21 protein-coding genes and 1 pseudogene are annotated in these 22,979 nt (G+C 72.9%); 13 read left to right on the top strand and 9 right to left on the bottom strand.

The annotated features are described in order from the left end of the window. Positions 1 to 31 precede the first annotated feature (31 nt). Positions 32 to 418, bottom strand: a complete 387-nt coding sequence (locus ACZ4YL_RS30030) for a hypothetical protein (protein ID WP_468120900.1) — start codon at positions 416 to 418, stop codon at positions 32 to 34. Between the two features lie 397 nt (positions 419 to 815). Between ACZ4YL_RS30030 and ACZ4YL_RS30025 the strand changes: the two genes are divergently transcribed. From ACZ4YL_RS30025 to ACZ4YL_RS30015, 3 genes are all read left to right on the top strand, one after another. Next, on the top strand, positions 816 to 1,895 hold the full coding sequence (locus ACZ4YL_RS30025) for a hypothetical protein (RefSeq protein WP_468120898.1): 1,080 nt from the start codon (positions 816 to 818) through the stop codon (positions 1,893 to 1,895). Between the two features lie 88 nt (positions 1,896 to 1,983). Continuing rightward, positions 1,984 to 3,744, top strand: a complete 1,761-nt coding sequence (locus ACZ4YL_RS30020) for an Ig-like domain-containing protein (RefSeq protein WP_468120896.1) — start codon at positions 1,984 to 1,986, stop codon at positions 3,742 to 3,744. A 150-nt stretch (positions 3,745 to 3,894) separates the two neighbouring features. After that, positions 3,895 to 4,293 carry a TOBE domain-containing protein gene (locus tag ACZ4YL_RS30015; RefSeq protein WP_468120894.1) on the top strand — a complete coding sequence of 133 codons (399 nt, stop codon included), beginning with the start codon at positions 3,895 to 3,897 and terminating at the stop codon, positions 4,291 to 4,293. 23 nt (positions 4,294 to 4,316) lie between these two features. Here the strand turns inward: ACZ4YL_RS30015 and ACZ4YL_RS30010 are convergent, their stop codons facing one another. After that, a complete protein-coding gene (locus ACZ4YL_RS30010; RefSeq protein ID WP_468120893.1) occupies positions 4,317 to 5,786 on the bottom strand; it encodes a PucR family transcriptional regulator in 1,470 nt (489 codons plus the stop codon). Between the two features lie 267 nt (positions 5,787 to 6,053). Between ACZ4YL_RS30010 and ACZ4YL_RS30005 the strand changes: the two genes are divergently transcribed. From ACZ4YL_RS30005 to ACZ4YL_RS29995, 3 genes are all read left to right on the top strand, one after another. Further along, positions 6,054 to 6,878 (top strand): FAD binding domain-containing protein, encoded by an 825-nt coding sequence (locus ACZ4YL_RS30005; RefSeq protein WP_468120892.1) that lies wholly within the window; start codon positions 6,054 to 6,056, stop codon positions 6,876 to 6,878. Next, positions 6,875 to 9,643 (top strand): molybdopterin-dependent oxidoreductase, encoded by a 2,769-nt coding sequence (locus ACZ4YL_RS30000; RefSeq protein ID WP_468120891.1) that lies wholly within the window; start codon positions 6,875 to 6,877, stop codon positions 9,641 to 9,643. Before ACZ4YL_RS30005 ends, ACZ4YL_RS30000 begins: the two co-directional genes overlap by 4 nt. A gap of 83 nt (positions 9,644 to 9,726) precedes the next feature. After that, positions 9,727 to 10,167, top strand: coding sequence for a molybdopterin-dependent oxidoreductase (locus ACZ4YL_RS29995; RefSeq protein ID WP_351155071.1), 441 nt, complete (start codon positions 9,727 to 9,729; stop codon positions 10,165 to 10,167). Positions 10,168 to 10,226: 59 nt separating this feature from the next. Here the strand turns inward: ACZ4YL_RS29995 and ACZ4YL_RS29990 are convergent, their stop codons facing one another. Continuing rightward, the gene (locus tag ACZ4YL_RS29990; RefSeq protein WP_468120890.1) at positions 10,227 to 10,646 is read right to left on the bottom strand and encodes a TOBE domain-containing protein; all 420 of its coding nucleotides are present in this window, start codon (positions 10,644 to 10,646) and stop codon (positions 10,227 to 10,229) included. 152 nt (positions 10,647 to 10,798) lie between these two features. Here ACZ4YL_RS29990 and ACZ4YL_RS29985 point away from each other — a divergent pair, with 152 nt between their 5' ends. From ACZ4YL_RS29985 to ACZ4YL_RS29970, 4 genes are all read left to right on the top strand, one after another. Beyond that, a complete protein-coding gene (locus ACZ4YL_RS29985; RefSeq protein ID WP_468120889.1) occupies positions 10,799 to 11,455 on the top strand; it encodes a DUF2278 family protein in 657 nt (218 codons plus the stop codon). A gap of 161 nt (positions 11,456 to 11,616) precedes the next feature. Further along, on the top strand, positions 11,617 to 12,252 hold the full coding sequence (locus ACZ4YL_RS29980) for an ATP-binding cassette domain-containing protein (protein WP_030016709.1): 636 nt from the start codon (positions 11,617 to 11,619) through the stop codon (positions 12,250 to 12,252). Then, entirely contained in the window at positions 12,249 to 13,115 is an 867-nt protein-coding gene (locus tag ACZ4YL_RS29975; protein WP_468120887.1) for a metal ABC transporter permease, read from the top strand. Before ACZ4YL_RS29980 ends, ACZ4YL_RS29975 begins: the two co-directional genes overlap by 4 nt. Then, positions 13,073 to 13,885, top strand: a complete 813-nt coding sequence (locus ACZ4YL_RS29970; RefSeq protein ID WP_468120886.1) for a metal ABC transporter solute-binding protein, Zn/Mn family — start codon at positions 13,073 to 13,075, stop codon at positions 13,883 to 13,885. The genes ACZ4YL_RS29975 and ACZ4YL_RS29970 overlap by 43 nt, the downstream gene beginning before the upstream one ends. 331 nt (positions 13,886 to 14,216) lie before the next feature. On the opposite strand, the gene ACZ4YL_RS29965 is transcribed toward ACZ4YL_RS29970, so the two are convergent. The 4 genes from ACZ4YL_RS29965 to ACZ4YL_RS29950 all read right to left on the bottom strand — a co-directional run bounded on the left by ACZ4YL_RS29965 (position 14,217) and on the right by ACZ4YL_RS29950 (position 19,274). Beyond that, on the bottom strand, positions 14,217 to 15,173 hold the full coding sequence (locus tag ACZ4YL_RS29965) for a hypothetical protein (RefSeq protein WP_468120884.1): 957 nt from the start codon (positions 15,171 to 15,173) through the stop codon (positions 14,217 to 14,219). Between the two features lie 266 nt (positions 15,174 to 15,439). Beyond that, positions 15,440 to 15,763, bottom strand: a complete 324-nt coding sequence (locus ACZ4YL_RS29960) for a hypothetical protein (RefSeq protein WP_468120882.1) — start codon at positions 15,761 to 15,763, stop codon at positions 15,440 to 15,442. Between the two features lie 17 nt (positions 15,764 to 15,780). Beyond that, a complete protein-coding gene (locus ACZ4YL_RS29955) occupies positions 15,781 to 17,457 on the bottom strand; it encodes a class I adenylate-forming enzyme family protein (RefSeq protein WP_468120880.1) in 1,677 nt (558 codons plus the stop codon). Further along, the gene (locus tag ACZ4YL_RS29950; RefSeq protein ID WP_468120878.1) at positions 17,454 to 19,274 is read right to left on the bottom strand and encodes a CoA transferase; all 1,821 of its coding nucleotides are present in this window, start codon (positions 19,272 to 19,274) and stop codon (positions 17,454 to 17,456) included. Before ACZ4YL_RS29950 ends, ACZ4YL_RS29955 begins: the two co-directional genes overlap by 4 nt. 204 nt (positions 19,275 to 19,478) lie before the next feature. On the opposite strand from ACZ4YL_RS29950, the gene ACZ4YL_RS29945 reads away from it, so the two are divergent. Then, positions 19,479 to 20,657, top strand: coding sequence for an acyl-CoA dehydrogenase family protein (locus ACZ4YL_RS29945; RefSeq protein ID WP_468121069.1), 1,179 nt, complete (start codon positions 19,479 to 19,481; stop codon positions 20,655 to 20,657). 160 nt (positions 20,658 to 20,817) lie between these two features. On the opposite strand, the gene ACZ4YL_RS29940 is transcribed toward ACZ4YL_RS29945, so the two are convergent. Continuing rightward, positions 20,818 to 21,576: an alpha/beta fold hydrolase gene (locus ACZ4YL_RS29940; RefSeq protein ID WP_468120876.1), complete on the bottom strand. Its 759-nt coding sequence runs from the start codon at positions 21,574 to 21,576 to the stop codon at positions 20,818 to 20,820. 104 nt (positions 21,577 to 21,680) lie between these two features. Between ACZ4YL_RS29940 and ACZ4YL_RS29935 the strand changes: the two genes are divergently transcribed. Next, positions 21,681 to 22,100: a MarR family winged helix-turn-helix transcriptional regulator gene (locus tag ACZ4YL_RS29935; protein WP_468120874.1), complete on the top strand. Its 420-nt coding sequence runs from the start codon at positions 21,681 to 21,683 to the stop codon at positions 22,098 to 22,100. 4 nt (positions 22,101 to 22,104) lie between these two features. Then, a pseudogene (locus ACZ4YL_RS29930) lies at positions 22,105 to 22,326 on the top strand (transposase); the annotation flags it as partial. Here ACZ4YL_RS29930 and ACZ4YL_RS29925 read toward each other — a convergent pair. Then, positions 22,275 to 22,979, bottom strand: a 705-nt coding sequence (locus ACZ4YL_RS29925; protein WP_468120873.1) for an IS5 family transposase, incomplete at its 5' end; no start/stop codon positions are given. The pseudogene ACZ4YL_RS29930 and the gene ACZ4YL_RS29925 overlap by 52 nt on opposite strands.

The following is a 22,979-nucleotide window of genomic DNA, read 5'->3' as shown; positions in this document are numbered from 1 at the left end:
CTATGGCGCTACGGTGCTGTGGCGCTACGGGCTACCACTTGCTGTGGCAGTTCCAGTGGCCGGGCACCCAGTGCTTCGAGTGGCCCTCGCCCCACCAGCCGTCGTGCCAGTTGCCGTGGTGGTCGCGGTGGCCCTGATGCCAGGTGCCGTGGTGCCACTTGGATTCCCAGTGACCCTTCACCCAGGTGCACCGGTCATGGCGGTCCCACCGGTTGTGGCGGTCGTGGCGGTCCTGACGGTGGTCACGATCGCGGTCTCGGTCACGGTCACGGTCACTGGTGAGCGTCGAGCTCACTGTGGCGGACGTCGCCGGGGCGGCGTTCGCGGTGCCGGAGAGGCCCAGCAGCGACCCGCCGGCCAGCAGCCCGGCGGACGCGGCTCCGACGATCAGGCGCCGTGTGCGCAGCGAACCGGTCATCGCACTCACCTCCTTCCCTTCCTCGGACAGTCGATTCAGCGGCCCCTTCGACCTCAGGAGCCTCACCAGGGATTCGCCGCGAACGGGACGAGGGATTGGAAAATCCGCATCACGGGATAAAAGCCCTCGACGCGGGAAGCGGTCATCAGCTACCGACGAGTACAGCATTTGCCAGGTGAAATCATGAGATCCGCCTTATCTGCTGCCTTATATGACTGATACATTCCGCAGGCGCAATCCGCACACCCCATCCCGTCACGGCTGTCCACCGACCTGGTTCGACGCCGTGCCGAGCACCTCGGTCGAACCGAAGTCCCGAGAACCACAACGGATGCGTCGGAGGCCGTGCGGCCATGGCCGCCTCCAGCCGAGATCCACCTCCGAAGGGGAAATTCTGATGCGAAAGATGCTTCTGCGGCGCCCGGCCGCGGGAAAGGCGCTGGTCGTGAGCGCCCTGCTGGCCCTGGCCGTACCGGGAATCGCGTACGCCAACACGGTCGGCGTGACCGTGAAGACCCCGGGCGCCACCATGGGGCCCGGCTCCGCCTTCTCCGAGATATCCACCAACGCCGCCTGTAGCAGCGGCCTGATCTCCGGTGGCGGGATCGCCCAGGCCATCGGCACCGGCACCTCGTCGAACGGCAACAAGATCAACGGCACCTCGCCGAGCCCCGACGGCAGCACCGAGTACACCGGCTCCACCGGCGTGGTCGGGACCGACGTGGCCTACTGGCTCGGCATCGGCGGCAGCGGCGGCGCGGTGAACGCCTCCTTCTCCAGCACGCCGTACGCCATGTGCTTCACCAGCAGCCTGATCAACCACACCCAGGTGGTCATGAACAAGATCGCCGGACCCACCACCAGCGGGACGGTGGGCCTGGTCACCGCGAGCTGCCCGGCCAACACCCGCCTGATCGGCGGCGGCGCCCGCATCACCCCGGCGAGCGTCGGCAGCCTCAAGCCCATCGCGAGCTTCCCCACCTTCAACGACTCCGCCCACGGCTTCGGCCAGAAGGCCGCGGCCGACGGCGAGAACAACCCCGACTCCTGGACCGCGGTCGGCTGGAACGGAGGCGGCGGCAACAGCAACAACACCACGTACGCCTACGCGATCTGCAGCGGCAACAACATCAACATCAGCGGTGCCACCGTCAAGGTCCGCCACAGCGAGGTGAGCGGCCCGACCGCGGCCACCAGCGGCCAGACGGTCACGGTGGGCTGCGGCGGCAACGACGGAAAGCTGGTCGCCGGAGGCGCCGCGATCAGCGGTGGCAGCGTCACGACCACCAACTTCACCGGACCCGGATCGGTCGGCGACCACCTCAACGGCAGCTACCCGAGCAACTCCGGCGGCACCCCGGTCGGTGACGGAACCACCACCGCCGCCTACTGGACGGCCGTCACCCACACCGGCGGGGTCAGCTCGCCGGGCACCTACTCCGACGCCTGGGCGCTGTGCGCCGACGACGGCGTCTGAGCCTCCGGCAGCTGCCCGTCTCCTCCCCGTACTCTCGTTTGGACCCTCATTGAGCATTTTCAGATCCAAGACAGCAGTGGCGGCCGGCGTGACCGGTCTCCTGGCGGCCGTACTGGCGGCCGTGCCCGCGACCGCCGAGCCGGCCGGGCCGCCGTCGCCCTGCGGCACGGGCGGCACGTTCACCGCCTCGCCCCCCACGTGCACCTACACGGCGGTCGGTACGGACACCTTCACCGTCCCTGAGGGCGTGAACGCGGTCACCTTCGACGTGTTCGGAGCCGAGGGCGGCGGCGCGGCCGGCTTCGTCACCCCCAACCCCCCGAACGAGGGGGCGCCCGGCGGGCTCGGCGGCGAGACCCGCGCGGCCCTCGCCGTGAGCGCGGGCCAGAACCTCCAGATCACGGTGGGCGGGGCCGGCAGCTCCGGCAGTTCGCGGCACGGCGAGTACGCCCGGCCCGGCGGCACCGGCCACGGGGCCGGCGGCGGCGGTGCGCACGGCGGGGGCGGCTCCGGCGGCGGCGCCACCGATGTGCGCACCGGTGCCTTCGGACCGGCCGACCGGATCCTCGTCGCCGGCGGCGGCGGGGGCGCGGGCAACGGCGGGCCCCTGCTGCGCGGCGGCAACGGCGGCGGCCGGGCCGGAGAGCCCGGCGGCCACGGCGGCGGTCCGGAGGGATCCGGTATCGGGGGCGGTGGCGCGACCCAGACCGAGCACGGCACCGGCAGCCGCACCTCCCCCCTCGGCGGCCCCGGAATACCCGGAGGCGACATCGACCCCAACACCGGGCAGCCCAACCCCGGCAGCGGCGGCCCCGGCGGCAACGGCGCACGCGGCGGCAACGGCGGCGGGGGCGGGGGCGGCGGCTACTTCGGCGGAGGCGGCGGGTCCGGCGGCGGGAACCCCGACAACCTGTACGGGGCCGGCGGCGGGGGCGGCAGCGGCTTCGCGGCTCACGCGGCCACCGATGTCGCCCTCCTGCCAGGGGTGAACCGCGGCAACGGCAAGGCGGTCGTCTCGTTCCGGTACGGGACCTCGCTCACGGTCGCCACGGACACCGCCGCACCGCTGTTCGGGCATCCCGTGACCCTCACCGCGACCGCCACCCCGGCGAATCCGGCCGGGGGCACGGCAGGCGGGACGGTCACGTTCTTCGACGGGACGACTCCGCTGGCGACCGTACCGCTCGACGGCGGGCAGGCCCGGCTGCGCACCGCCGCGTTCCGGCCCGGCGCCCACGCGATCACCGCGACGTACGGCGGGGACGCGAGCCACACGTCGAGCGCGACGGCCGGGCCGTCCGCCGTCACGGTCGGTTTCAGCCTGCCGTGCATCACGACGGCACGCGACGGCGCCCTGACGGTGGCCGCCGGCCAGGCGCTCTGCATCGCCTCGGGCGGCAGCCAGACGGGCCCGGTCAACGTGGCTCCGGGCGGATCCCTGGCGATCACGGACGCCCGCGTCACCGGACCCGTGTCCGCCGAAGGCGCCCTGGCCCTCGCCTTCTGCGGCTCGCGCCTCACCGGCCCCGTCTCCGTGACGGACAGCGCCGGCTACGTCCTGGCCGGCTCGGACGACGCGTCGACCGCCTGCGGCGGCAACACCTTCCAGGGTCCGCTGACCTTCGAAGGCAACACCGGTGGCCTCCAGGCCTCCGCCAACACGGTCACCGGACCGGTACGGATCGACCGCAACAGCGGCAGCGGACCGCTGCCCGGCGCGGGCGTCCCGGCGTTCCGGGCCAACCGGCTCACCGGACCGCTGCGTTGCGAGGGTAACGCACCGGAGCTGGTGCAGACGGGCACCCTCGTCCAGGGGCCCCGCTCGGGCCAGTGCCGCCCGGCTCCGTAGCCGGACCCGCTCCGTGGCCGCGACCGGGCTTGCGGCCTCGGCCGGCCCCGGCGGGCGGTAACGGCGCGCGGTGACACGCGGGCACCCGGGACGATCGGTCCCAGGTGCCTCGCCGTTCGCGGCCGGAGCGGCACCGCCTATGCTGCGGGCGTGCCGTCGTACTCCGTGGGCCTTGCCGCCCAACTGCTGCGCGTGAGCCCCGAAACCGTCCGCCGGTGGACCGAGACGGGACGGCTGCCGGCCGACCGCGCCCCGGACGGTTCCCGGGCCGTCGACGGCGTGGTCCTCGCCGCCTTCGCCAAGGAACGCGCCGCCGGAATGCACCCGTTGCCGCCGGGCACCGCGCTGACCTCCGTACGGAACTCCTTCGCCGGGATCGTCACCGCCGTACGGCTCGACGACGTGGCGGCCCGGGTGGAGATCCAGTCGGGGCCGCACCACGTGGTGTCCGTGGTGACCAGGGAGTCGGTCGAGCAGCTCGGCATCATGGTCGGCTCGACCGTCACGGCCCGGGTGAAGTCCACCGAGGTCCACATCGCATTGCCGTAGGGGGTGTCCCCGCCCCGGCGCGGTCATCCGCAGCGCAGCGCGGCGTACAGGTCCAACTTGTGGTCCAGGCGCGATAGGTGACGGCCCGTCAGGACCTCCACCCGCTCGATCCGGTAGTGCACCGTGTTCACGTGCAGGTGGAGCGCCTCCGCCGTACGGGCCCAGGAGCAGTTGTTGGCCAGGAACACCTCCAGGGTCTCCCGCAGCATCCCGTCCCCGAGCGCCCCCAGGATCCGCGCCCCGTACACCGACCGCACCTCTGGCGGGATCCCCGCCATCAGCTCGCCGAGGGTGTCCAGCTGTTCGACCCCGCGCACCGGGACCGCCTCGTCCGCCGAGGTCAGCGCGAACCGGGCCTGGCTGAGCGAGGCCCGCAGCCCCTCCAGGCCCTCGGCCCGCGTGCCGAGGCCCAGCCGGAGCTCCGTCTGCGGTCCCCCGCACTGCTGGAGCATCGGCCACACCGCGCGCAGCGCGCCGGCCGCGTCGGTCGCGGCGGCCGGGTCCTCGTGCAGCACCGCCACCGAACGCCCCACGGCGTACGTGGCGTTCTCCAGATGGCGCAGGCCCTCCGCCAGGGCGTCGCCCGAGGTCGCCGCCAGGACCCGGTAGGTCCCTCCCACGGGCAGCCCGGCGCCCGCGAGCGCCTCCTCCAGTGCTCCGGTGTCGGCCGGGGCGGGGCCCGCGAGCGTCCCCTCCAGCACGCCGATCAGCTCCTGGCCGGCCAGCCGCTCCGCGTCGAGCCGGCGGGTCTGCCCGCTCCGGCTCTGGGCGAGCACCTCGGCGATCTCGTGGAGCACCCGCGGGGGCGCCGCGTCCGGGTCGGGCACGTGCAGCTGCCAGGCGTCGTACGGGGAGCTCTCGGTCTCGATGCGCAGCCAGACCCCGCCGCGCGCGGAGGCGGCCGACGCCTGCCGGGCGGGCAGCTCGGGGGCCGACGGCGTACGCGCCACCGTGCGGCCACTGGCGGTGAGCAGGTAGCAGGACACGCGGCCGAGGTGCGCGCACGCCCGGTCCAGGAGTTCGTCCGGGCCGGCCCCCGCCTCCACGAGCCGGCTCAGCTCGCCGCGCACGTTCTCGGGGAGCGCGAAGAGCCGGGTCGGGCGGCGGCTCAGGTCGCCCCACTGGCGCAGGTACACGGCCTCGGTCACCGCCCGGAAGCTGGTGCGCGCGGGGACGGCCACGAGCGGCACCCGATGGCTGCGGCAGGCGGCGACGACTTCGTTGGGGACCCTACCGTGGGTCTCCTCCCCGGCCAGCAGCGCCGTGGCTCCGGCGTCGGCGAGCGCGCCGACGAAGCGGTCCGCCTTGGTCACGTCGCCCTCGGCCCACCACACCAGCCCGCTCAGCACGAGCTCCCCCGGCCCCAGGAAACGGCCGGGCTCCTCCAGGTCGGTGGCGGTGACGCCGGCGACCTCCTGGCCGAGAAGGGCTTCTTCGCCCCAGAGCAGATTGAGACCGAGGCTGTCGAGCTGGAGCAGGTCGAGGACGTGCATGGCGGGGACTCCTTGCGGCGGGCGGATGCCCACATTCGCGAGGTGAACAGAGGCTCAGCCATCGTAAATGCTAGGCGAAGGACCCGGTATGCCTCTTGGTTGATCCTCCAGCAGGGAGGGTTTCGGGCTCGTCCGATTCCGTGGCCGGGACCAGTCGTCCCACCCCCGCTTCCGTTGCTTCACTGGCTGAAACCCCCCGGGTGGACCCCCCGGGTGGAACCCCCTGCGTGATACCCCCTGTCAGGCCGGAAAGGCTGGTGGCGCGAATTGGATCTCAACACGGTGCTCGACGTGCGCGACGCCCGCCGCCGTGAACCCTGGCGTCCCGGCGACGCCTGGCTCGGCGGCGGCACGTACCTCTTCTCCGAGCCCCAGCCGCACATCCGCCGCCTCGTCGACCTCTCCCGCATGGGCTGGCCGCCCCTGTCCTGGCAGCCCGACGGCTCCCTCGACATCGCCGCGACCTGCACGATCACCGAGCTCTCGCGGTTCGCCCGGACCCTGCCGACCACGGCCGCCCCGCTCTTCGAGCAGTGCTGCCGGGCCTTCCTGGCCAGCTTCAAGATCTGGAACATGGCGACCGTCGGCGGGAACCTCTGCAACGGCCTGCCCGCCGGCCCGATAGTCTCCCTCACCGCCGGTCTCGACGGGACCGTCTTCCTCCAGGGCCAGGACGGCGCCACCCGCCGGATGCCCGTCACCGAGTTCATCCTCGGCGCCGGCGTGAAGAACCTGCGCGAGGGCGAGCTGCTGCGGTCCGTGCGCCTGCCCCCGAACGCGCTGGACTCCCGTACGGCCTTCCGCCAGGCGTCCCTCTACGGACTCGGGCGCTCCGGCGCGCTGGTCATCGGCGCCTGCGACCCCGCCGACGGCTCCCTCGCCGTGACGGTCTCCGCCGCCACCACCCGCCCCTTCCGCTTCTGGTTCGCGCTGCCGCCCACGGCCGCCGAACTGCGCGAGGCGATCGACGGCACCGTCCGGCCCGGCGAGTGGTACGACGACATCCACGGGCTGCCCGACTGGCGGCGCCACATGGCCCTGCGCCTGGCCGAGGAGATCCGCCGCGAGCTCACCACCGAGGACCACCGATGACGTACGAGATCGAGATCAACGAGCGGCGTTTCGACACCGAGCCGCGGGCCGGCCAGTGCCTGCGCACCTACCTGCGCGAACGCGGCTGGTTCGGCGTGAAGAAGGGCTGCGACCAGGGCGACTGCGGGGCCTGCACGGTCCACGTCGACGGGCAGCCGGTGCACAGCTGTCTCTACCCGGCCGTCCGCGCCGAGGGCCGTTCCGTCACCACCGTGGAGGGCCTGGCCTGCTCCGGCGGCGAGCTCCACCCGGCGCAGCAGCAGTTCCTGGACGCCCAGGGCTTCCAGTGCGGCTTCTGCACCGCCGGTTTCCTGATGACCACCGCCGCCCTCCAGGCCGAGGAGGGCACCGCCCACGACGACGGCAAGCTCCAGGACCTCCCGCGCGCCTTCAAGGGCAACATCTGCCGCTGTACGGGCTACCGCGCCATCGAGGACGCCGTGCGCGGGGTCAAGCACACCGAGGCCCCGGAGGCCGGGCAGGCCGTCGGCAGGTCCCTGGGCGCCCCCGCCGGTCCCCTCGTCGTCACCGGCACCGCCCGCTACACCTTCGACGTCGAGGTGCCCGGGCTGCTGCACATGAAGCTGCTGCGCTCCCCGCACCCGCACGCCCGCATCGTCTCCATCGACACCAGGGACGCCCTCCAGGTCCCGGGCGTCCACGCGGTCTTCACCCACCACGACGCCCCCGACCGGCTGTACTCGTCCGCCCGCCACGAGCACCCGACCGAGGACCCGATGGACACCCGCGTCCTGGACGACGTGGTGCGCTTCGTCGGCCAGCGCGTGGCGGCCGTCGTCGCGGACAGCGAGCAGGCCGCCGAGGAGGGCTGCCGCCGGGTGGTCGTCACGTACGAGGAACTCCCCTACGTCATCGACCCGGAGGAGGCCATGCTGCCGGGTGCCCCCGTCCTCCACCCCAAGGGCCCCGAATCGGGGATCTTCCGCGCCGAGAACAACGTGTGCGGCGAGGTCCACAACACGATCGGCGACATGGAGAAGGGCTACGCGGAGGCGGACGTCGTCCACGAGGAGACCTTCCAGACCCAGCGCGTGCAGCACGCCAGCCTGGAGACCCACGGCAGCGTCGCCTACTTCGAACCGAAGGAGGAGGGCGACGGCGAGCGCATCACCGTCCGCTCCTCCACCCAGGCGCCGTTCCTGACCCGGCGGGCGCTGTGCGCCCTCTACGACCTGAACGAGGACGAGGTCCGCGTCGTCGCGGGCCGCGTGGGCGGCGGGTTCGGTGGCAAGCAGGAGATGCTGACCGAGGACATCGTGGTCCTCGCCGCCCTGAAGCTGCGCCGGCCGGTGAAACTCGAATTCACCCGGGCCGAGCAGTTCTACGGTGCCACCACCCGCCACCCCTTCAAGATCACCATCAAGGTCGGGGCCAGGGCCGACGGCACCCTCACCGCGCTGCGCATCCGCGTGGTCTCCAACACCGGCGCCTACGGCAACCACGGCCCGGCGGTCATGTTCCACAGCGTGGGCGAGTCCTTCGCCGTCTACAAGGCGCCGAACAAGGAGGTGGAGGCGTACTCCGTCTACACCAACGGCGTCCCGGCCGGCGCCTTCCGCGGTTACGGCCTGGGCCAGGTCCTCTTCGCCCTCGAATCGGTGATGGACGAGCTCGCCATCCGGCTCGGCATGGACCCGCTCGAACTGCGCGAGAAGAACGTCATCGGCGCCGGCGACCACATGGTCACCCCGATCGGTCACGAGGAGGACCTCTTCATCGCCTCGTACGGGATGAAGCAGTGCATGGACGTGGTGCGCAAGGCCATCGCGGAGGACCGCAGCCACGAGGACGTCCCGGAGGGCTGGCTCACCGGCACGGGATCGGCGGTCGCCATGATCGCGACCGGCCCGCCGGGCGGCCACTTCGCCGACGCCCGGATCAGTCTGCTGCGCGACGGTACGTACGACATCGCGGTCGGCACCGCGGAGTTCGGCAACGGCACGACCACCGTCCACAAGCAGATCACGGCCGGCGCGCTGAACACGACGGTGGACCGGATCGCGGTCCGCCAGTCGGACACCGACGTCGTCCGCCACGACACCGGCGCGTTCGGCTCGGCCGGCACGGTGGTGGCGGGCAAGGCGGTGATGCTGGCGGCGAACTCGCTCGCGGAGCGCCTGCAGACCTTCGCGGCCCGTCACACGGGCGTGGCCCGGCACCTGTGCAAGCTGGGGCCCGAGGCCTTCGACTGCGCGGGCCGGACCGTCACCCTCAAGGAGCTGTACGAGGCCGCGTACGACAAGGGCAAGCTGGAGGAGATGGCCGCGGACGGCCACTGGACCGGCTCCCCCCGTTCGGTGGCTTTCAACGCCCAGTGGTTCCGCCTCGCCGTCGACCCGCACACCGGCGAGATGAAGATCCTGCGCAGTGTGCACGCGGCGGACGCGGGCAAGGTCATGAACCCGATGCAGTGCCGCGGCCAGGTGGAGGGCGGTGTGGCCCAGGCGCTGGGCGCGACCCTCTTCGAGACGGTACGGGTGGACGAACGCGGTGAGGTCACCACGGCGGCGTTCCGCCGTTACCGGCTCCCGCAGTACGCGGACGTCCCGCGCACGGAGGTCCACTTCATGGAGACCTCGGACGCGATCGGCCCGCTCGGCGCCAAGTCGATGAGTGAGAGCCCCTTCAACCCGGTGGGCCCGGCCTTCGCCAACGCCCTGCGGGACGCGACCGGGGTGCGGTTCACGGAGATGCCGGTGACCAGGGACGTCGTCTGGCAGAAAATGCAAGGTGCGAGGGAGTAGAACACGCTCAGATGCAACTCACATAGTGAGATGAGAGTGGCAGATACGTTTCCGGGACGACGAGATCTGGGAATCGGGCTCGTATGGCCAAACTCATGCTGCACGGCGACCTCGACCGCCCGGCCCTGCTCAGCGTCGCCGACCTGCGCGAATGGGAGCAGCGCCGGGCCAAGGTGGTGTTCGACTGCGCGACGAACGGCCCGCAGCACCACGTCTTCGAGGGCGTGCTGCTGCGTGACGTGGTAGCGAGCGCGGGGCCTGCCTTCGACGCCCGGCGCCGCAAGGACCGATCGCGTTTCCTGCTGGCGGTCAGCGGCGGGGACGGCCACCACAGCGTCCTCGCCTGGGCCGAGCTGGACGCCGACTTCGGGGGCAGTCCGGTGCTGCTGGCCACCCGTCTGGACGGGGAGGACCTGGACGAGTCCGGGGCCCAGCTGGTGGTGCCCTCGGACCGGTGCGGGGCGCGCTATGTCAGCGCGGTCACGCACGTGTGGTTCGGGGCCCTGGCGGCGCCGGGCATCTGAGCCCGGCCGGGACCTTACGAGGCCGGGACCGTACGAACGATACGGACGATACGGACGGTTCAGGCGCCGGCGAGGGAGATCTCGGTCGACTTGATCAGCGCCACGACGGAGGAGCCGGGGACCAGGCCCAGCGCCTGGACACCGTCGGCGGTGACGGCCGCGGTCAGCCCGCCCCCGTTCACGTTGAGCTTCACGGCGGCCATGGCCGGGCCGACGGCGACCTCGGACACCGTGCCCGTGATCTGGTTGCGGATGGAGATGTTCTCGACCGGGCCGGTGGCCAGGGCCACCTCGGTGGCCTTGACGAGCGCCTTCACCGCGGAGCCCGGGGTGATGCCGAGGTCCTTGACGGCGTCGGCGGTGATGGCGGCGGTGATCTCCTGACCGCCGTCCAGACGGACCTTGACCGTCGCCATGGCCTCGCCGACGGTGACGGCGGTGACGGTGCCCGCGAGCTGGTTGCGGATGCTCAGACTCATGAAGGTTCGACCTCTTGCGTAGGCGCCTCGCGCGGTCCGAAGGGGCCGCACGGGACCGACCGTAGGGCCACCCCGACCGGTCCGCCCCGATCCCCCTCACACCCGCGCGCCACAACCACCCGACCGGCTGGCCCGGTGCTTCACTGGGGAACATGCCATTCGACCGCTACGGCGTGCTGGCCGGGACCCTGCACAAGCACTTCCGCGACACCCCCGACACGGAGGGCGCCTGGTTCCACGTCAACCTCCGGGTCGACGCCCCGGACGGGCGGTACAAGTGCGCCGTCGACGTGGACAGCCACGACTCGGACACCGGTGTGCAGTGGAAGGTCTTCACCGTGGACGCGGCGGCACTCGGCCCGGTGGCCGCGACGGCGCCCGGGTTCCACGACCTCGACCGCGTGCCCAGGTCCGGAGCCCTCGACTACCTCCGCCATCCGGCCCTGCGCAGGCTCCAAGAGTGGCCCGGGTGGCTGCCCGGCCCGCTGGGCGGACTCCTCGACCGACTGCTGAAGTCCTCCCCGCCCTGGACCTCGGGCTCCAACGTCGAAGCCGCCAACGCCTTCGAGCCGATCCTCGCCGTCGGACGGCCGATCCTGGTCTTCGGCGAACCGTTCGACACCGGGCTGGGCGTCCACAACATCCACCAGAACCAGGGCGACGCGTATGGCAGCCAGTGGTGGCCCGAGAACGGCATCTGGCAGGACGGCGCGACCATGACCCGCCGCCCCGACGGCCGTTTCGACGTGTTCCTGAACAAGTTCTCCGGCCAGAAGGACCACACGGACGCCGAGGGCCACCCGATCTGAACACGGCCGGAGTCGGCTCTGGATCCGCCTCCGTCCGGGTCGACGTTGCGGCCCTCCACGGAATCGGCCCCGGCCCGCCGGGAACCCCCGGCGCCCCCCGTCCGACTACTGCCGCGTGGGAGGCGGATCCTCGCCTTCCCGCGCGGCGGAGGAGGCGTGTGATGGGCGGGCTGGATGTACGCATGCGGGAGGTCGTGTGCCGGCACGGCCGGGTGGAGGCCGTCTCCGACGTCGATCTGGAGATCGCCGCCGGTGAGCGCGTGGCCCTGACCGGTACCAACGGGTCGGGCAAGACGACGCTGCTGCGCGCCGTCCTCGGTCTGCACCGTCAGACGACGGGCTCGATCCTGGTCGGCGGCCGGGAGGGCCGGTCGCCCGCCGAGTGGGCCTGGCGGCGCCGGGCCTGCGCCTGGATCCCGCAGAAGCCGGCCGCCGGCCGCTTCCCCCTGCTCGGCGCCGAACTGCTGGCCGGCAGCAACGCTCCGGCGGAGGCGGCCGAGGCCGCGGAGCGGCTCGGTGTGGGCCCGCTCGTCGGGCGGCCCCTGCACACCCTCTCCGGCGGCCAGCTGCAGCGGATGTACCTCGCCCGGGCGATCGGATGCATCGCCGCGGGAGCCGAGTTGCTCCTGGCGGACGAGCCGACCGCCGCGCTCGACTTCGACGGGCAGTCGGAGGCCGCGGACGTCCTCACCTCCCTGCCGGTGACCCTCATCGTGGTGACGCACGACCGGGCCCTCGCGGACCGCTGCGACCGCGTACTGGAGATGGCCGCGGGCCACCTGCGGGAGGTCCGGTGAACCTGGCCACCGTCGACCTCGGCGAACTCCTCCAGCTGCTGCCCGTCCAACGGGCGGGCGTGGCCCTGCTGCTGGCCGCGATCGGCCTGCCGGTCGTCGGCGTGGTCATCGTCGGGCTCGACATCATGCCGGTGCGGTTCGCGATGATGCACGTGGCCCTGCTGGGCATCGCCGTCGGACTGCTCACCGGACTCGACCCCATGCTGTGCGCGCTGGTGGCCTGCGCGCTGGCCGGCGCGGGCGTGGCCCCGCTCGCCCGGACCCCGGACGGCCTGTCGGGGGCGATGGGGCTGCTGATGAGCCTGGCCATCGCGGCGGCGCTGCTCCTGCTGGCCGTGTCGGGGGTCAACGCCTCCGGCGCGTTCGCCCTGCTCTGGGGGTCGATCCTGTCCGTCGGGACGCCGGATCTCATCGTCCTCGGCGTACTGGCCGTCGCCGTACCGGGCCTGTTCTGGTGGCGGCGCCGCGAGATCGGCCTCCTCCTCTACGACCGCGAGCTCGCCCAGTGTTCCGGCGTACCGGTACGGGCGCTGACGGCCGCCCTGCTGGTACTGGTCGCCATCGCGGTCGCCGGGGCGATCAAACTGACCGGCGCCCTGCTCGTCGACGCCCTGACCCTGCTGCCCGCACTCGCCGCCCGCCGCCTGGGCAGCTCACTGAAGTCGATCACCCTCTGGGCGGTCGGCATCGGCGTGGCGGTGAATCTGACGGGGTTCCTGCTGGCCCTGTGGCTGGACTGGCCGCCCGGCCCGGTCCTCGTCCTGACCGCGGGGGCACTGGTCCTCGCGGTGCATTTCATACCCGAACGGAGAATCAGCTCATGGCGCGCACCCGCGTCCGTATCTCTTCCCTCCTCGCACTGAGCGCGTCGCTCGTCCTGACCGCCGCCTGCGGGAACACCCCCTCACCCCAGGACGCGAAGTCCGAGGACGGCACGCAGCCGCAGGCCAAGAAGCCGGTCGTGGTCGTCACCACCACCTGGGAGGGCGCCTTCGCGAAGGCTGCGGGCGCCGAGGACGTCAAGGTCATCGTGCCGCAGTCCGTCCACCACGCCCCGGACTACGACCCCAAGCCGTCGGACCTCGCCGCCGTGGCCAAGGCCGACTTCGTGCTCTACGCGCCGTTCGAGCCGTACGCCGCGAAGATCAAGGAGGCCGCGGGCTCGAAGGCGAAGCTGGTCGAGGTGAACCTCGACAACGACCCCGACAAGGTCAAGGCCGAGGTCGACAAGCTGGGAGCCCTCTTCGGCACGGCGGACGCAGCCACGACGTGGAAGACCGGCTTCGACACCGAGTACGCGAAGCTCAACAAGGAGGTCCAGGCCGGGTGGCCCGGCGGCAAGAGCCCCTCGGTCGTCACCCAGGTCTTCACCGCGTGGTCGGCGAAGCTCGCGGGCGCCACCCCGGTGGGCACGTACGGACCCGAGGCCGTGACTCCGGCGCAGCTGGCCGAACTCGCGGCGAAGAAGCCGGAGCTGGTCCTGGACAACGCGCACATGTCCACCGGCACGGTACTGCCCGACTCCGGCGCCAAGCAGGTCAAGATCGTCAACTACCCCGGCGAGGACCTCGACCTCCTCCCGGTCTACCGCAACGCCGCGGCCGAACTGAAGAAGGCCATGGGAGCCTCCTGACCGACTGCCCCTGAGCAGCCCCGCGGGAACCGGCCAGTGCCGCGTGTCCCGACTCGCCGCCCCGCGGGGCGCTCCGCCGTACCTCGGCCGTCGGCCCCTACTCCGAACGGGACCCCGGACGCGGTGCTGTACGGCCCGGCTCGTCATCACCAAGGGCAGGAAGAAGGGGCAGCACCCCAGTCCGGCGACCGTCCTGCGGATGCTCCGGGACCACGACGGCCAGACGGCCTCCAGCGCCGAGATGCAGACGCAGGCGACCACGCCCGTAGCCCTCCCGGCGCGCGTCAGCCCCTGTCAGGTCCAATGGGCCCAACAGGGGCTGACGTGTGGTTCAGGCGATCGGGCTCGTCTTCGTCACCCACGGGTCGGGGAGGGACTCCCATGCGGGTGGCCGCGGCGGAGCGCAGGCTGCGGAGCAGAACTGCGGTGGAACGGGCCAGACGTCCAGACCGCGGGTCAGCGCGGCTCCGCAGACGGCGCATGAGCCGTCGACCGACGACCGGATGTGGTAGCCCTCCTTGTTCGCCACCATGGTCAGGCGCAGTCGCTCGCGTTCGGTGCCGTGACGTACAGCCATGGCCTCCTCGCCCCAGCCGTGCACGTCGTCGATCAGATCCGAGTCCGTGAAGCAGTGGCCGATGAGTGCGGCCGCGACCTTCGTGAAGGCCCCCTGGGCGACTGCGGCCCGGACAAGGTGGTCGCCCTGCGGCCCCGCCTGCGCCTCCCCCGGGTGTTCTTCGAACGCGTCGCGGCGGTCGAGGCTCCAGTTCCCGGCCATGTCGATCAGCTTCTCCGCCGGGCACTCAGGAAGGTGGCCGGTGCAGTACGGGATGAAGAAGTCGTCGACCGGCTGGCGGGGACAGGCGGAGCCGCGGCACAGCTCGTAGAGCAGGTCCTGGTTCAGGACCAGTCGGAAGCGACGGCCAGCGCAGGACACGATCGCTTCCCCAAGGGGATCGTTGGACTCCACGTGCACGTCCCCGCGCAGTTCCAGGCCGGACAGCGCGCCGGCGAGCGCCAGAACCGTGCCGCAGGGGACGGGCCCGCCGAGCAGGGCGGACTCGAACATCACGGGGCCGGGGAACGCGCCGTCGTCCTCGGGGTCGTTGTACCCCCAGTCGACGTGAACCTCCGGCAGCGTGGAGCACTCGGCCAGGAGGCTCCGGAACGGGAAGGCCTTCGGCGGTCCGCCGGCGGCGGCTTCGCGGAGCAGTGCGGTGTACTTCCCGCCCGTCTTGCGCTGAGCCTCCCGGGCGCGCTGCGCAGCGGTGTTCTGGTTGCGGGGCATGAATGTTCTCCGGATCCGGCGGGCCGGCCCACGTCACCCGCCGGCGGAAGACACCGTTACGGACTTCGCGGGCCCCGGAGGTCCTCGGCCGATCGCTGACCCCGACGACGTGGGCGTCGGAGTCTGCGGCGGTTGGCGTGCGCGTCCAGCCGTACGCACCGTAGCGCAGCCCAGAGACACAGCGGCAGCCCGCAGAGTGGATCTCACCCGCGAGAGTGGTTGCCCCTGTCAGTCCCAACAGGGGCAACCTGGAACGAGCCCGGCCGCTACCCCGCAGGTGCGAGCGGGAACCTGTCGCCGAGGGCATCACCGGCGCAGTCGAGGAGCATGGCAGCCTCCTGCGGGTCAGCGACGGCACGAAACGCTCGCAGCTCGTCGAAGGACTTGGCGCCGGGTCCGTGGTGTTCCGGGTGCGCCCGGGCAAGCCACCAGGCGAGCGCCCAGCAGTCGGTCGAGGACGACAAGGCAGCCCGCGGCGAGAACGGGGCGCCCGCCGACGTCCACGGCCTTCCCGCGGCCAAGAAGACCGCGAAGCGCGCGGCGAGCACCGTGAAGAAGACGGCGCCGCAGGGGCCCGGCGGGCGGTGCATGCCGCCGGGCCCGTGCCTCAGCCCGCCTGTGCGAACGGCGGAGCCGTTGTGGAGGTCGCCGCGAGGCGCTCGCGCAGGGCCGCGCGGTCCGGTTTGCCCGCTGCCGTCAGGGGCAGTTCGGCGATCAGGAGCAGCCGCTCGGGGTGTTTGCGCCGTTCCAGCCCGCGCCGCGTGAGGTGTTCGCCGAGGGAGGCGAGGGTGAGGGGCTGCCCTCCGCGCGGCACCACGCAGGCCGCCAGCCGCTCCCCCATCAGCGGGTCCGGGACCCCGACACAGGCCACGTCCCGGATCTGGGGGTGGGCGGTGAGTTCGCGTTCCACCTCGGCCGGGCTGATGTTGGCGCCGCCGCGGATGACGATGTCCTTGAGGCGGCCGACGATGTGCAGGACGCTGTCGGAGTCGAGGTACCCGAGGTCACCGGTGCGGACCCAGCCGTCGGGCGTACGGTAGCGGGCGTCCAGGTCGGGCGCGCCCACGTAGCACAGCGGGGTCATCGGGCCGCGCGAGATGATCTCGCCGACGGCGCCGTCGGGCAGCGGTTCGTGCGTGTCGGGGTCGGCGATGCGGATCTCGGCGACCCGGGGGTCGGGATGGCCGGCGACGACCCCGGATCCGTCGGTGGGCGGCACCGTGTTGCCCAGTCCGGTGTGACAGTTGACGCCGTCGGCGGAGCCGTAGAGGTTCACCACGGGACAGCCGAAGGCCTGGGCCGCGGCGGCCGCGGTGGTCTCGTCGAGCGGCGCCCCGCCGAGGACCAGTGCGGTGGGCGCGGGCAGCTTCTCGTCCGTCCCGTCGAGGCGTTCGAGCATCATGCGGACCATGGTGGGCACGCCGAGGATGTGCGTCGGCCGGTGTTCGCGTACCGCCCCGATGGCCGCTTCCGGGGTGAAGTGGTCGAGCAGGACGAGGGTGCCGCCGTGCCGGGCGAGGGTGACGGCGGTGCCGTTGGACCCGAAGGCGGACGCCAGCGGTACGAGGAACAGGCAGCTCGGCGGGGTGCGGTCCGGGATGAGGGAGGCGAGGAAGTTCCCGCGTCCGCCGGCCAGCGCGTTGTGCGAGTACGCGATCATCTTCGGCTCGGCCTCGGAGCCGGAGGACACGAGGATGCGTGCGGCGCTGTCGGGATCGGGCCGGGCGGGGACGAATCCGCTGGGGTCGGAACGCAGCAGCCCCGACAGCTGAATCGTTCCTTCAGGCGCGGCTCCGGGACCTGCGGCGATGACGTGACGCAGGGCGGGGAGCGCCCCGGCGAGCGTGCTCAGATCGGCCGCGTGCCGGAATTCCCGGTGCTCAATGGCCGCGATGACGGCGACGGCCTCGGCGCGGCGCAGCAGGCACTCGGCTTCGAGGACGCCCCGGCCCACCGGGAACGGGAGCGCGATCGCGCCGAGCGCGGCGAGCGCGAGATCGGCGATGACGGCGAAGCGGTTGTTGGGGAGTTGCACGCCGACCACGTCGCCCGGGCCGATCCCGAGTTCCCGCAGGCCGGTGGCCAGACATCGCACCTTGCGGTCCAGCGCGGTGTAGCAGAGCTTGCCCTTGGCGTCGAGGACGGCCGTGCGGTGCAGGTCGGCGATCTGGCGTGCCCGGAAGAGGCTGTAGAGGTCGAGGTCGGGGCAGGTCCCGTCGACCACCCAGGACCGGCGGAGTTCGGCGGGCAGCAGGTCGTGCAGTACGAGCCTGTCGGCGGTCATACGAAGCTCCAGGGGTCGGGGACTGCGGGGGCGCCGTGCGCGTCGCGGCTGATCGAGCCGGTGAAGCGCGGATCGTGGTGCAGGTCGGACAGCTCGGTGGTGACCGCGGTCGCGGTCAGCCCGTGCTCGTGCAGCCGGGCCAGGGCCTCGGCCGTGGACAGCCCGCCCAGGTCGTGGGCGGCCACGGCGCCGGCGTCGGCGTCGGCCGGCGCGAGCCAGCCGTCCGCCGTCGGCCGCGGGAGCCGGAATCCGGCCGGCCGGCGGGGGTTCTCCCCGCGGGCCGCCCGGCGCAGGGCGGGGGCGGTCAGCGTGTCGGCCGCACCGAGCAGGGAGGAGTCCACCCGTACGCCGTGGCCGGTGCGTTCGCGCAGCAGCAGCCCGGCGAGGACGGCTTCGGCGCCGAGCAGTCCGCCCAGTACGTCGAGCAGGGTCATCAGCGAGGGCGCCGGGGCCTCGCCCTCGGGGCGGGCGGCCTCGCCGACGCCCGTACGGGCCTGGACCATGAAGTCGGTGCCCATGGGGGCGTCCTCGATCCGGTCGGCCCAGCCGCTGGTGTACGCGTAGACGAGCGCGGGATTGGCCCGTGCGAGGTCTCCGGAGTCCAGGCCGAGCTCGGCGGCCTTGCCCGGCGCCCAGTTGTGCAGGAAGACGTCGGCCCCGGCCGCCAGTTCCCGCAGCCGTCGGCGGTCGGCCTCCTGCTTGATGTCGATCTCCACGGCGCGCTTGCCCCGGTTGAGGGCGAGCCAGCGCGCCGAGATGCCCGAACAGGCCGGGGGCATGCCGCGCAGGGGGTCGCCGCCCGGCGGTTCGATCCGGATCACGTCGGCGCCGAGGCGCCCGAGCAGATGCGCCGCGAGCGGGGCCTGGATGCGACGGCCCGCCTCCAGCACGGTCAGCCCGGCCAGGGGCCCGCCGGAGTGTGCCGCGTCGGGCAGCCGGGCCGACCTTGCGGTGAGACGTCCGGTGGCCGATCGTGACAGGGACCAGGGGGCGGCGCCGTCGTGCTCCACGGCCCGTTCCGCGGCCCGTTCCGCGAGCGGGTGCAGGGCGCACACCTCGGTGCCGTAGGCGGCCGCGGCCCGGCGGATCCGCTCCCAGGTGTGGGACCGGGCCGTGAGGTGGAGGGCCGCCGGGAAGGGGGCGCAGGCGGTGGCGTAGCGGAACTGGAAGGGCCGCCAGCCGGCCCTCAGGGCCTCCGCGGGCGCCTCCAGGGCCTTCCAGAAGGCCGCCCAGGCGCCCGGATCGAGGGTCTCCAGTTCGAAGAGGACGCCGTCGGCGGACGTGAACGGGGGTCCTCCAGGGGCGAGTTCGGCCGCCTCGCCCTCGTCGGCCCCGGCGGCGGCGAGGTACTGGGAGACCGCGAGCAGCCCCGCCCGGTCCGCGCTGGTGGTGACCGCGCGGGCGGCACCGCCGCGAGCCTGGCCCACGAGGGCCGCGAGCAGCCCCTGCACGGCCAGGACTCCGGTGGCGGTGGCCGCGTAGTCGACGGCGAGGCCGCGCGGGCTGCCGTCGCGCCTGCCGTGTACGGCCATGATGCCGGTCGCGGCCTGCACCGTGGCCTCGTCGGCGAGCCCGCTCCGGGGATCCGCCCAGGTGGCCGTCGCGTGCGCCGGGTCGAAACCGCCGCCCATGAGCGTGGTGCCACCTGCGGTGGTGGCGGTGCCGGTGGACGCGTCCCCCTGTGCGGGGCGGTCCGTCCGTGCGCCGAGCAGCCGCAGGTGGTCGGCGATGACGCTCGTGATCTGCGGGGGCCCCGAGGTGTCGAAGCGCAGTGTGTCGAGCGGCCGGACCGTCTGCGTGGTTGCTGGTGACGCCATGCCTCTCCTCTCCTGGCGCGGCGGTGGCCGGCGCCCGGGTCTTGCCGAATCTGGGGAACCCGGGAGCGTCCGCACCCGACCAGTTCCACGGACAGGCAGTCGGTCGGCCGTTCCCGCGAGTTCCCGGGAATGAGGAGGAAAGAAGTGACGGATCCAGGCACGGACCACACCGCGGATGCGCAGCAGGCGGCGGGGGCGGATGAGTTGAGGGAGCGAATCGACCGGTTCGTCGGCACCCGGGTGATCCCCCGGGAGGCGGTGCTGGACGGCGGCGGTCCCGCGGCGGCCGAAGCGCTGGCCGAACTGCGCGGTCAGGCACAGGAGGAGGGCCTGTGGGCGCTGCCCCTCCCGGCGGAACTGGGCGGCGGCGGGCTGGGGTTCCGGGCGTACGCCGCCCTGGCCGAGGCGGAGGGGGCCAGTGACCACGGTCCGGCGGCGCTGGGATCCGCCCCGCTGCTCGACGTGACGATGCTGGCGCGGCACGGAGGGAGCACGGTCCGCGAGGCGTACCTGAAGCCGCTGGTCGCCGGGGGGATACGGGCCTGTTACGCGATGACCGAGCCGGACGTCCCCGGCACCGACCCCTTCCGGACCGGCACCCGGGCCGAGCGCGGCCCGGACGGGAGCTGGCTCGTCACCGGCCGCAAGTGGTTCACCTCCGGCGCCGCGAACGCCGACCTGGTGACGGTCATGGCCCGCACCGGCGGGAGCACCGGTGACCGCGAGGGGCTGTCGTTGCTGCTCGTGCCCACCGCGTCGGCCGGTTTCCGCGTCGTACGCGAACTCCCCGTCCTCGGCGCGGGCGGCCAGTACGAGATCGAGCTCGACCGGGTCCGGGTCCCGGCCGACCACCTCCTCGGCGAGCCCGGGGACGCGCTCGCCATCGCCGGTGAGCGGCTGCAGCTCGGCCGTACGCTGCGCTGCCTGCGCTGGCTCGGCCAGGCCCGGCGCGCCTTCGACCTCATGTGTGAGCGGGCCGCCACCCGCAGCGGTTCCCGTGGGCCCCTCGCCGACCAGCAGCTGATCCAGAGTCATGTCTTCGACGCCCTGCTCGCCCTGCGCACCACCCGCCCCCTGGTGCACGAGGCGGTGGCGCTGATCGCCGCCGGACGGGACGCGCGTACGGAGGTGGGACTCGCCAAGGTCGCCGCCGCGCGCATGCTCCAGCAGGTCGCGGACTCCGCCATCCAGGTCCACGGCGCCGCCGGGCTCGGTCCCGACACCCCGCTGCCCGGGCTCCTGCGCACCGGCCGGGCCGCCCGTATCCTCGACGGGCCGGACGAGCTGCACATCACCTCCGTGGCCCGCCGGGTCCTGCGCGGCTACGCACGGGACTGCGGCCAAGACACCCTCAGGTGTGTTGTCCCGGGACAACACACCTGAGGGCTGTCCCGTAATCCCCGGTGGATCAGCGCGCGGCGTCAGATGCGGTGCCTCGCAAGGCGGAGGGGCGCCCGCATACTGGGCGTATTCGGGTGCTCCGACAACGCGGCGAGGTGCCGTAGCTGGCGTCGTGGGCTCGCCGGGGATTACGGGACAGCCCTTAGGGCGTGGTGAACTCCGCGACGGCTGCGAGCACCGTCTCCGGCGTCTCCAATTGCGGGAGGTGTCCGGTGTCGGCCAGCGGTCGGAAGACGGCGCCGGGGATGGCGGCTGCGTACGCCTCGCCGTAGCCCAGCGAGGCGATCCGGTCGGCGGTGCCCCAAGCCACCAGGGTGGGCACGCGGGTCGCCGCCAGCCGCCCGGCCAGCGTCGGGTCGGCCATCTCCCGGCCCGCATACGCCGACAGTGTCTCGCGGTTGGCGGCCATCGTGGCGCGCTGAGCCTGGGTGAACCGGTCGGCGGCGGCGAGCGGGGAGCGGGCCGGGTCGTGGAAGGAGAGCGCGGCCACCTCGTCGGGGCGGAGCGCGAAGAAGTCGGCGAGCGGGTGGCCGGGCACGGTGATCCCGACGCCGTTGAGGATGACGGAGGCGGCGATCCGCCCCTCGTCCAGCAGGCCCATCTCGGCGGCGATCCAGCCGCCGATCGAGTTGCCCACCACGGTGACCCCGGTCAGCCCGCGCTCGGCCAGCAGCGCGGTGTACGCAGCGGCCAGCGCGCGGATGCCGTCCAGGGTGGCGGGGCGTGGGGTGCCGTCGAAGCCGGGATGGGTGGGGAGCAGTACCCGGGCGGAGTGGCGCTCGGCCAGGAGCGCGGCGAACGGCCGCATGGAGGCGGGCCCGGCGCCGCCGTGAAGCAGCAGGACGGGGCGGCCGGAGCCGGTCTCGTTGACAGTGAACGGGACGGGGGCGGTGGCGTTCATGGGCTCTCCCGGGGGATAACTGCGGCCGCGTCGGGCTCGCTAATCAACATGCTTATATAAGCAACCTTAGATCAACAGGCTGGGTTTGCGCTAGCCTGAATCCCGTGACCCGGACCCCGCAGCAGGTCGCGCTCGCCGTGAAGCGCCTCCAGAACCGCCACCACCGCGCGCTGACCGCCACCCTCGCCCCGCTCGGCGTCTCCCTCGCGCAGTGGGACACCCTCCGCCATCTGCACGCACACCCGGACGCCTCGCTGCACGACCTGGCCCAGCTCACCTTCCAGACCGACCAGGCGTTCGGCACCCTCGCCGCCCGGATGGCAGCCCGGGGCCTCATCGAACGCGTCCCCGGCCCCGGCCGGGCGGTCCGGCATGCCCTCACCCCGCACGGCGAAGAGATCCGGCAGGAGGGCGCGCGCCGGGTCGCCGCCGAGGTGGACCGCTCACTCGCCCCCCTCGCAGAGGCCCAACTCGACCAGCTCGGCGCGCTGCTGGAGCAGGTTCTCGCGGCCGGGGAGGGCTAGCGCGTGTCTCCCGTCGGACCAGATCGGTCACCGCCAACGACGAGGCCGCCAAGGCGGTCGCCCGCCCGGCTTCGATGCCGAGGCCTACAAGCAGCGGAACACCGTCGAGCGCTGCATCAACCGCCTCAAGCAGTGGCGCGGCCTGGCCACCCGAACCGACAAACTCGCCATCGCCTACCAGGCCGCACTCCACCTCGCCGGCATCCTCATCTGGACTCGACGCTGACCAAAGAGACAGAACCTAGTAGGGCTTGGTTCGCGGAGCGCGAGGGTCAGCGAGGCCAGGATGACTCCGGCGCGGTAGCGGTCGGCGAGCTTGTCGAACCTGGTCGCGATCGCGCGGAACTGCTTGAGGCGTGCGAAGCAGCGTTCGACCACGTTGCGGTCGCGGTAGATCTCCTTGTCGAAGGCGGGCGGCCGGCCGCCGAGGCGCCCTCGGCGCCGGCGGTTGGCCGCTTGGTCGCGGCGCTCGGGGATCGTGACGGCGATACCCCGACGCCGCAGCAGGTGCCGGATCGCCCGGCTGGAGTAGGCCCTGTCGCCCAGCACCCGCACCGGTGTCGTGCGCGGGCGGCCCGTGGCGATGCGCGGGATGCGGATCCCGTCGAGGACCTGGGCGAACGCGGTGGCGTCGTTGACATTGCCGGGCGTGAGCACGATCGACAGGGGCAGGCCCCGGCCGTCGACGGCGAGGTGGACCTTGGTGGTCAGCCCGCCTCGGGACCGGCCGAGGGCCTGGCGCGTCTGCGAGCGGCCCGGATCTTCCAGTTCGTCCCCGTCAGCGGCCCCGTTACCGTCTTCGTGGCCTCGCAATGAGGCTCCCGGCCTTCGGCCCCGGTATGACTTGAGCCCCCAGTCGAGATGATCGAAAAGGTGGTG

It is taken from the genome of Streptomyces sp. NPDC030021, assembly GCF_055574035.1.
This window is presented reverse-complemented; position numbering and strand designations above follow the sequence as displayed.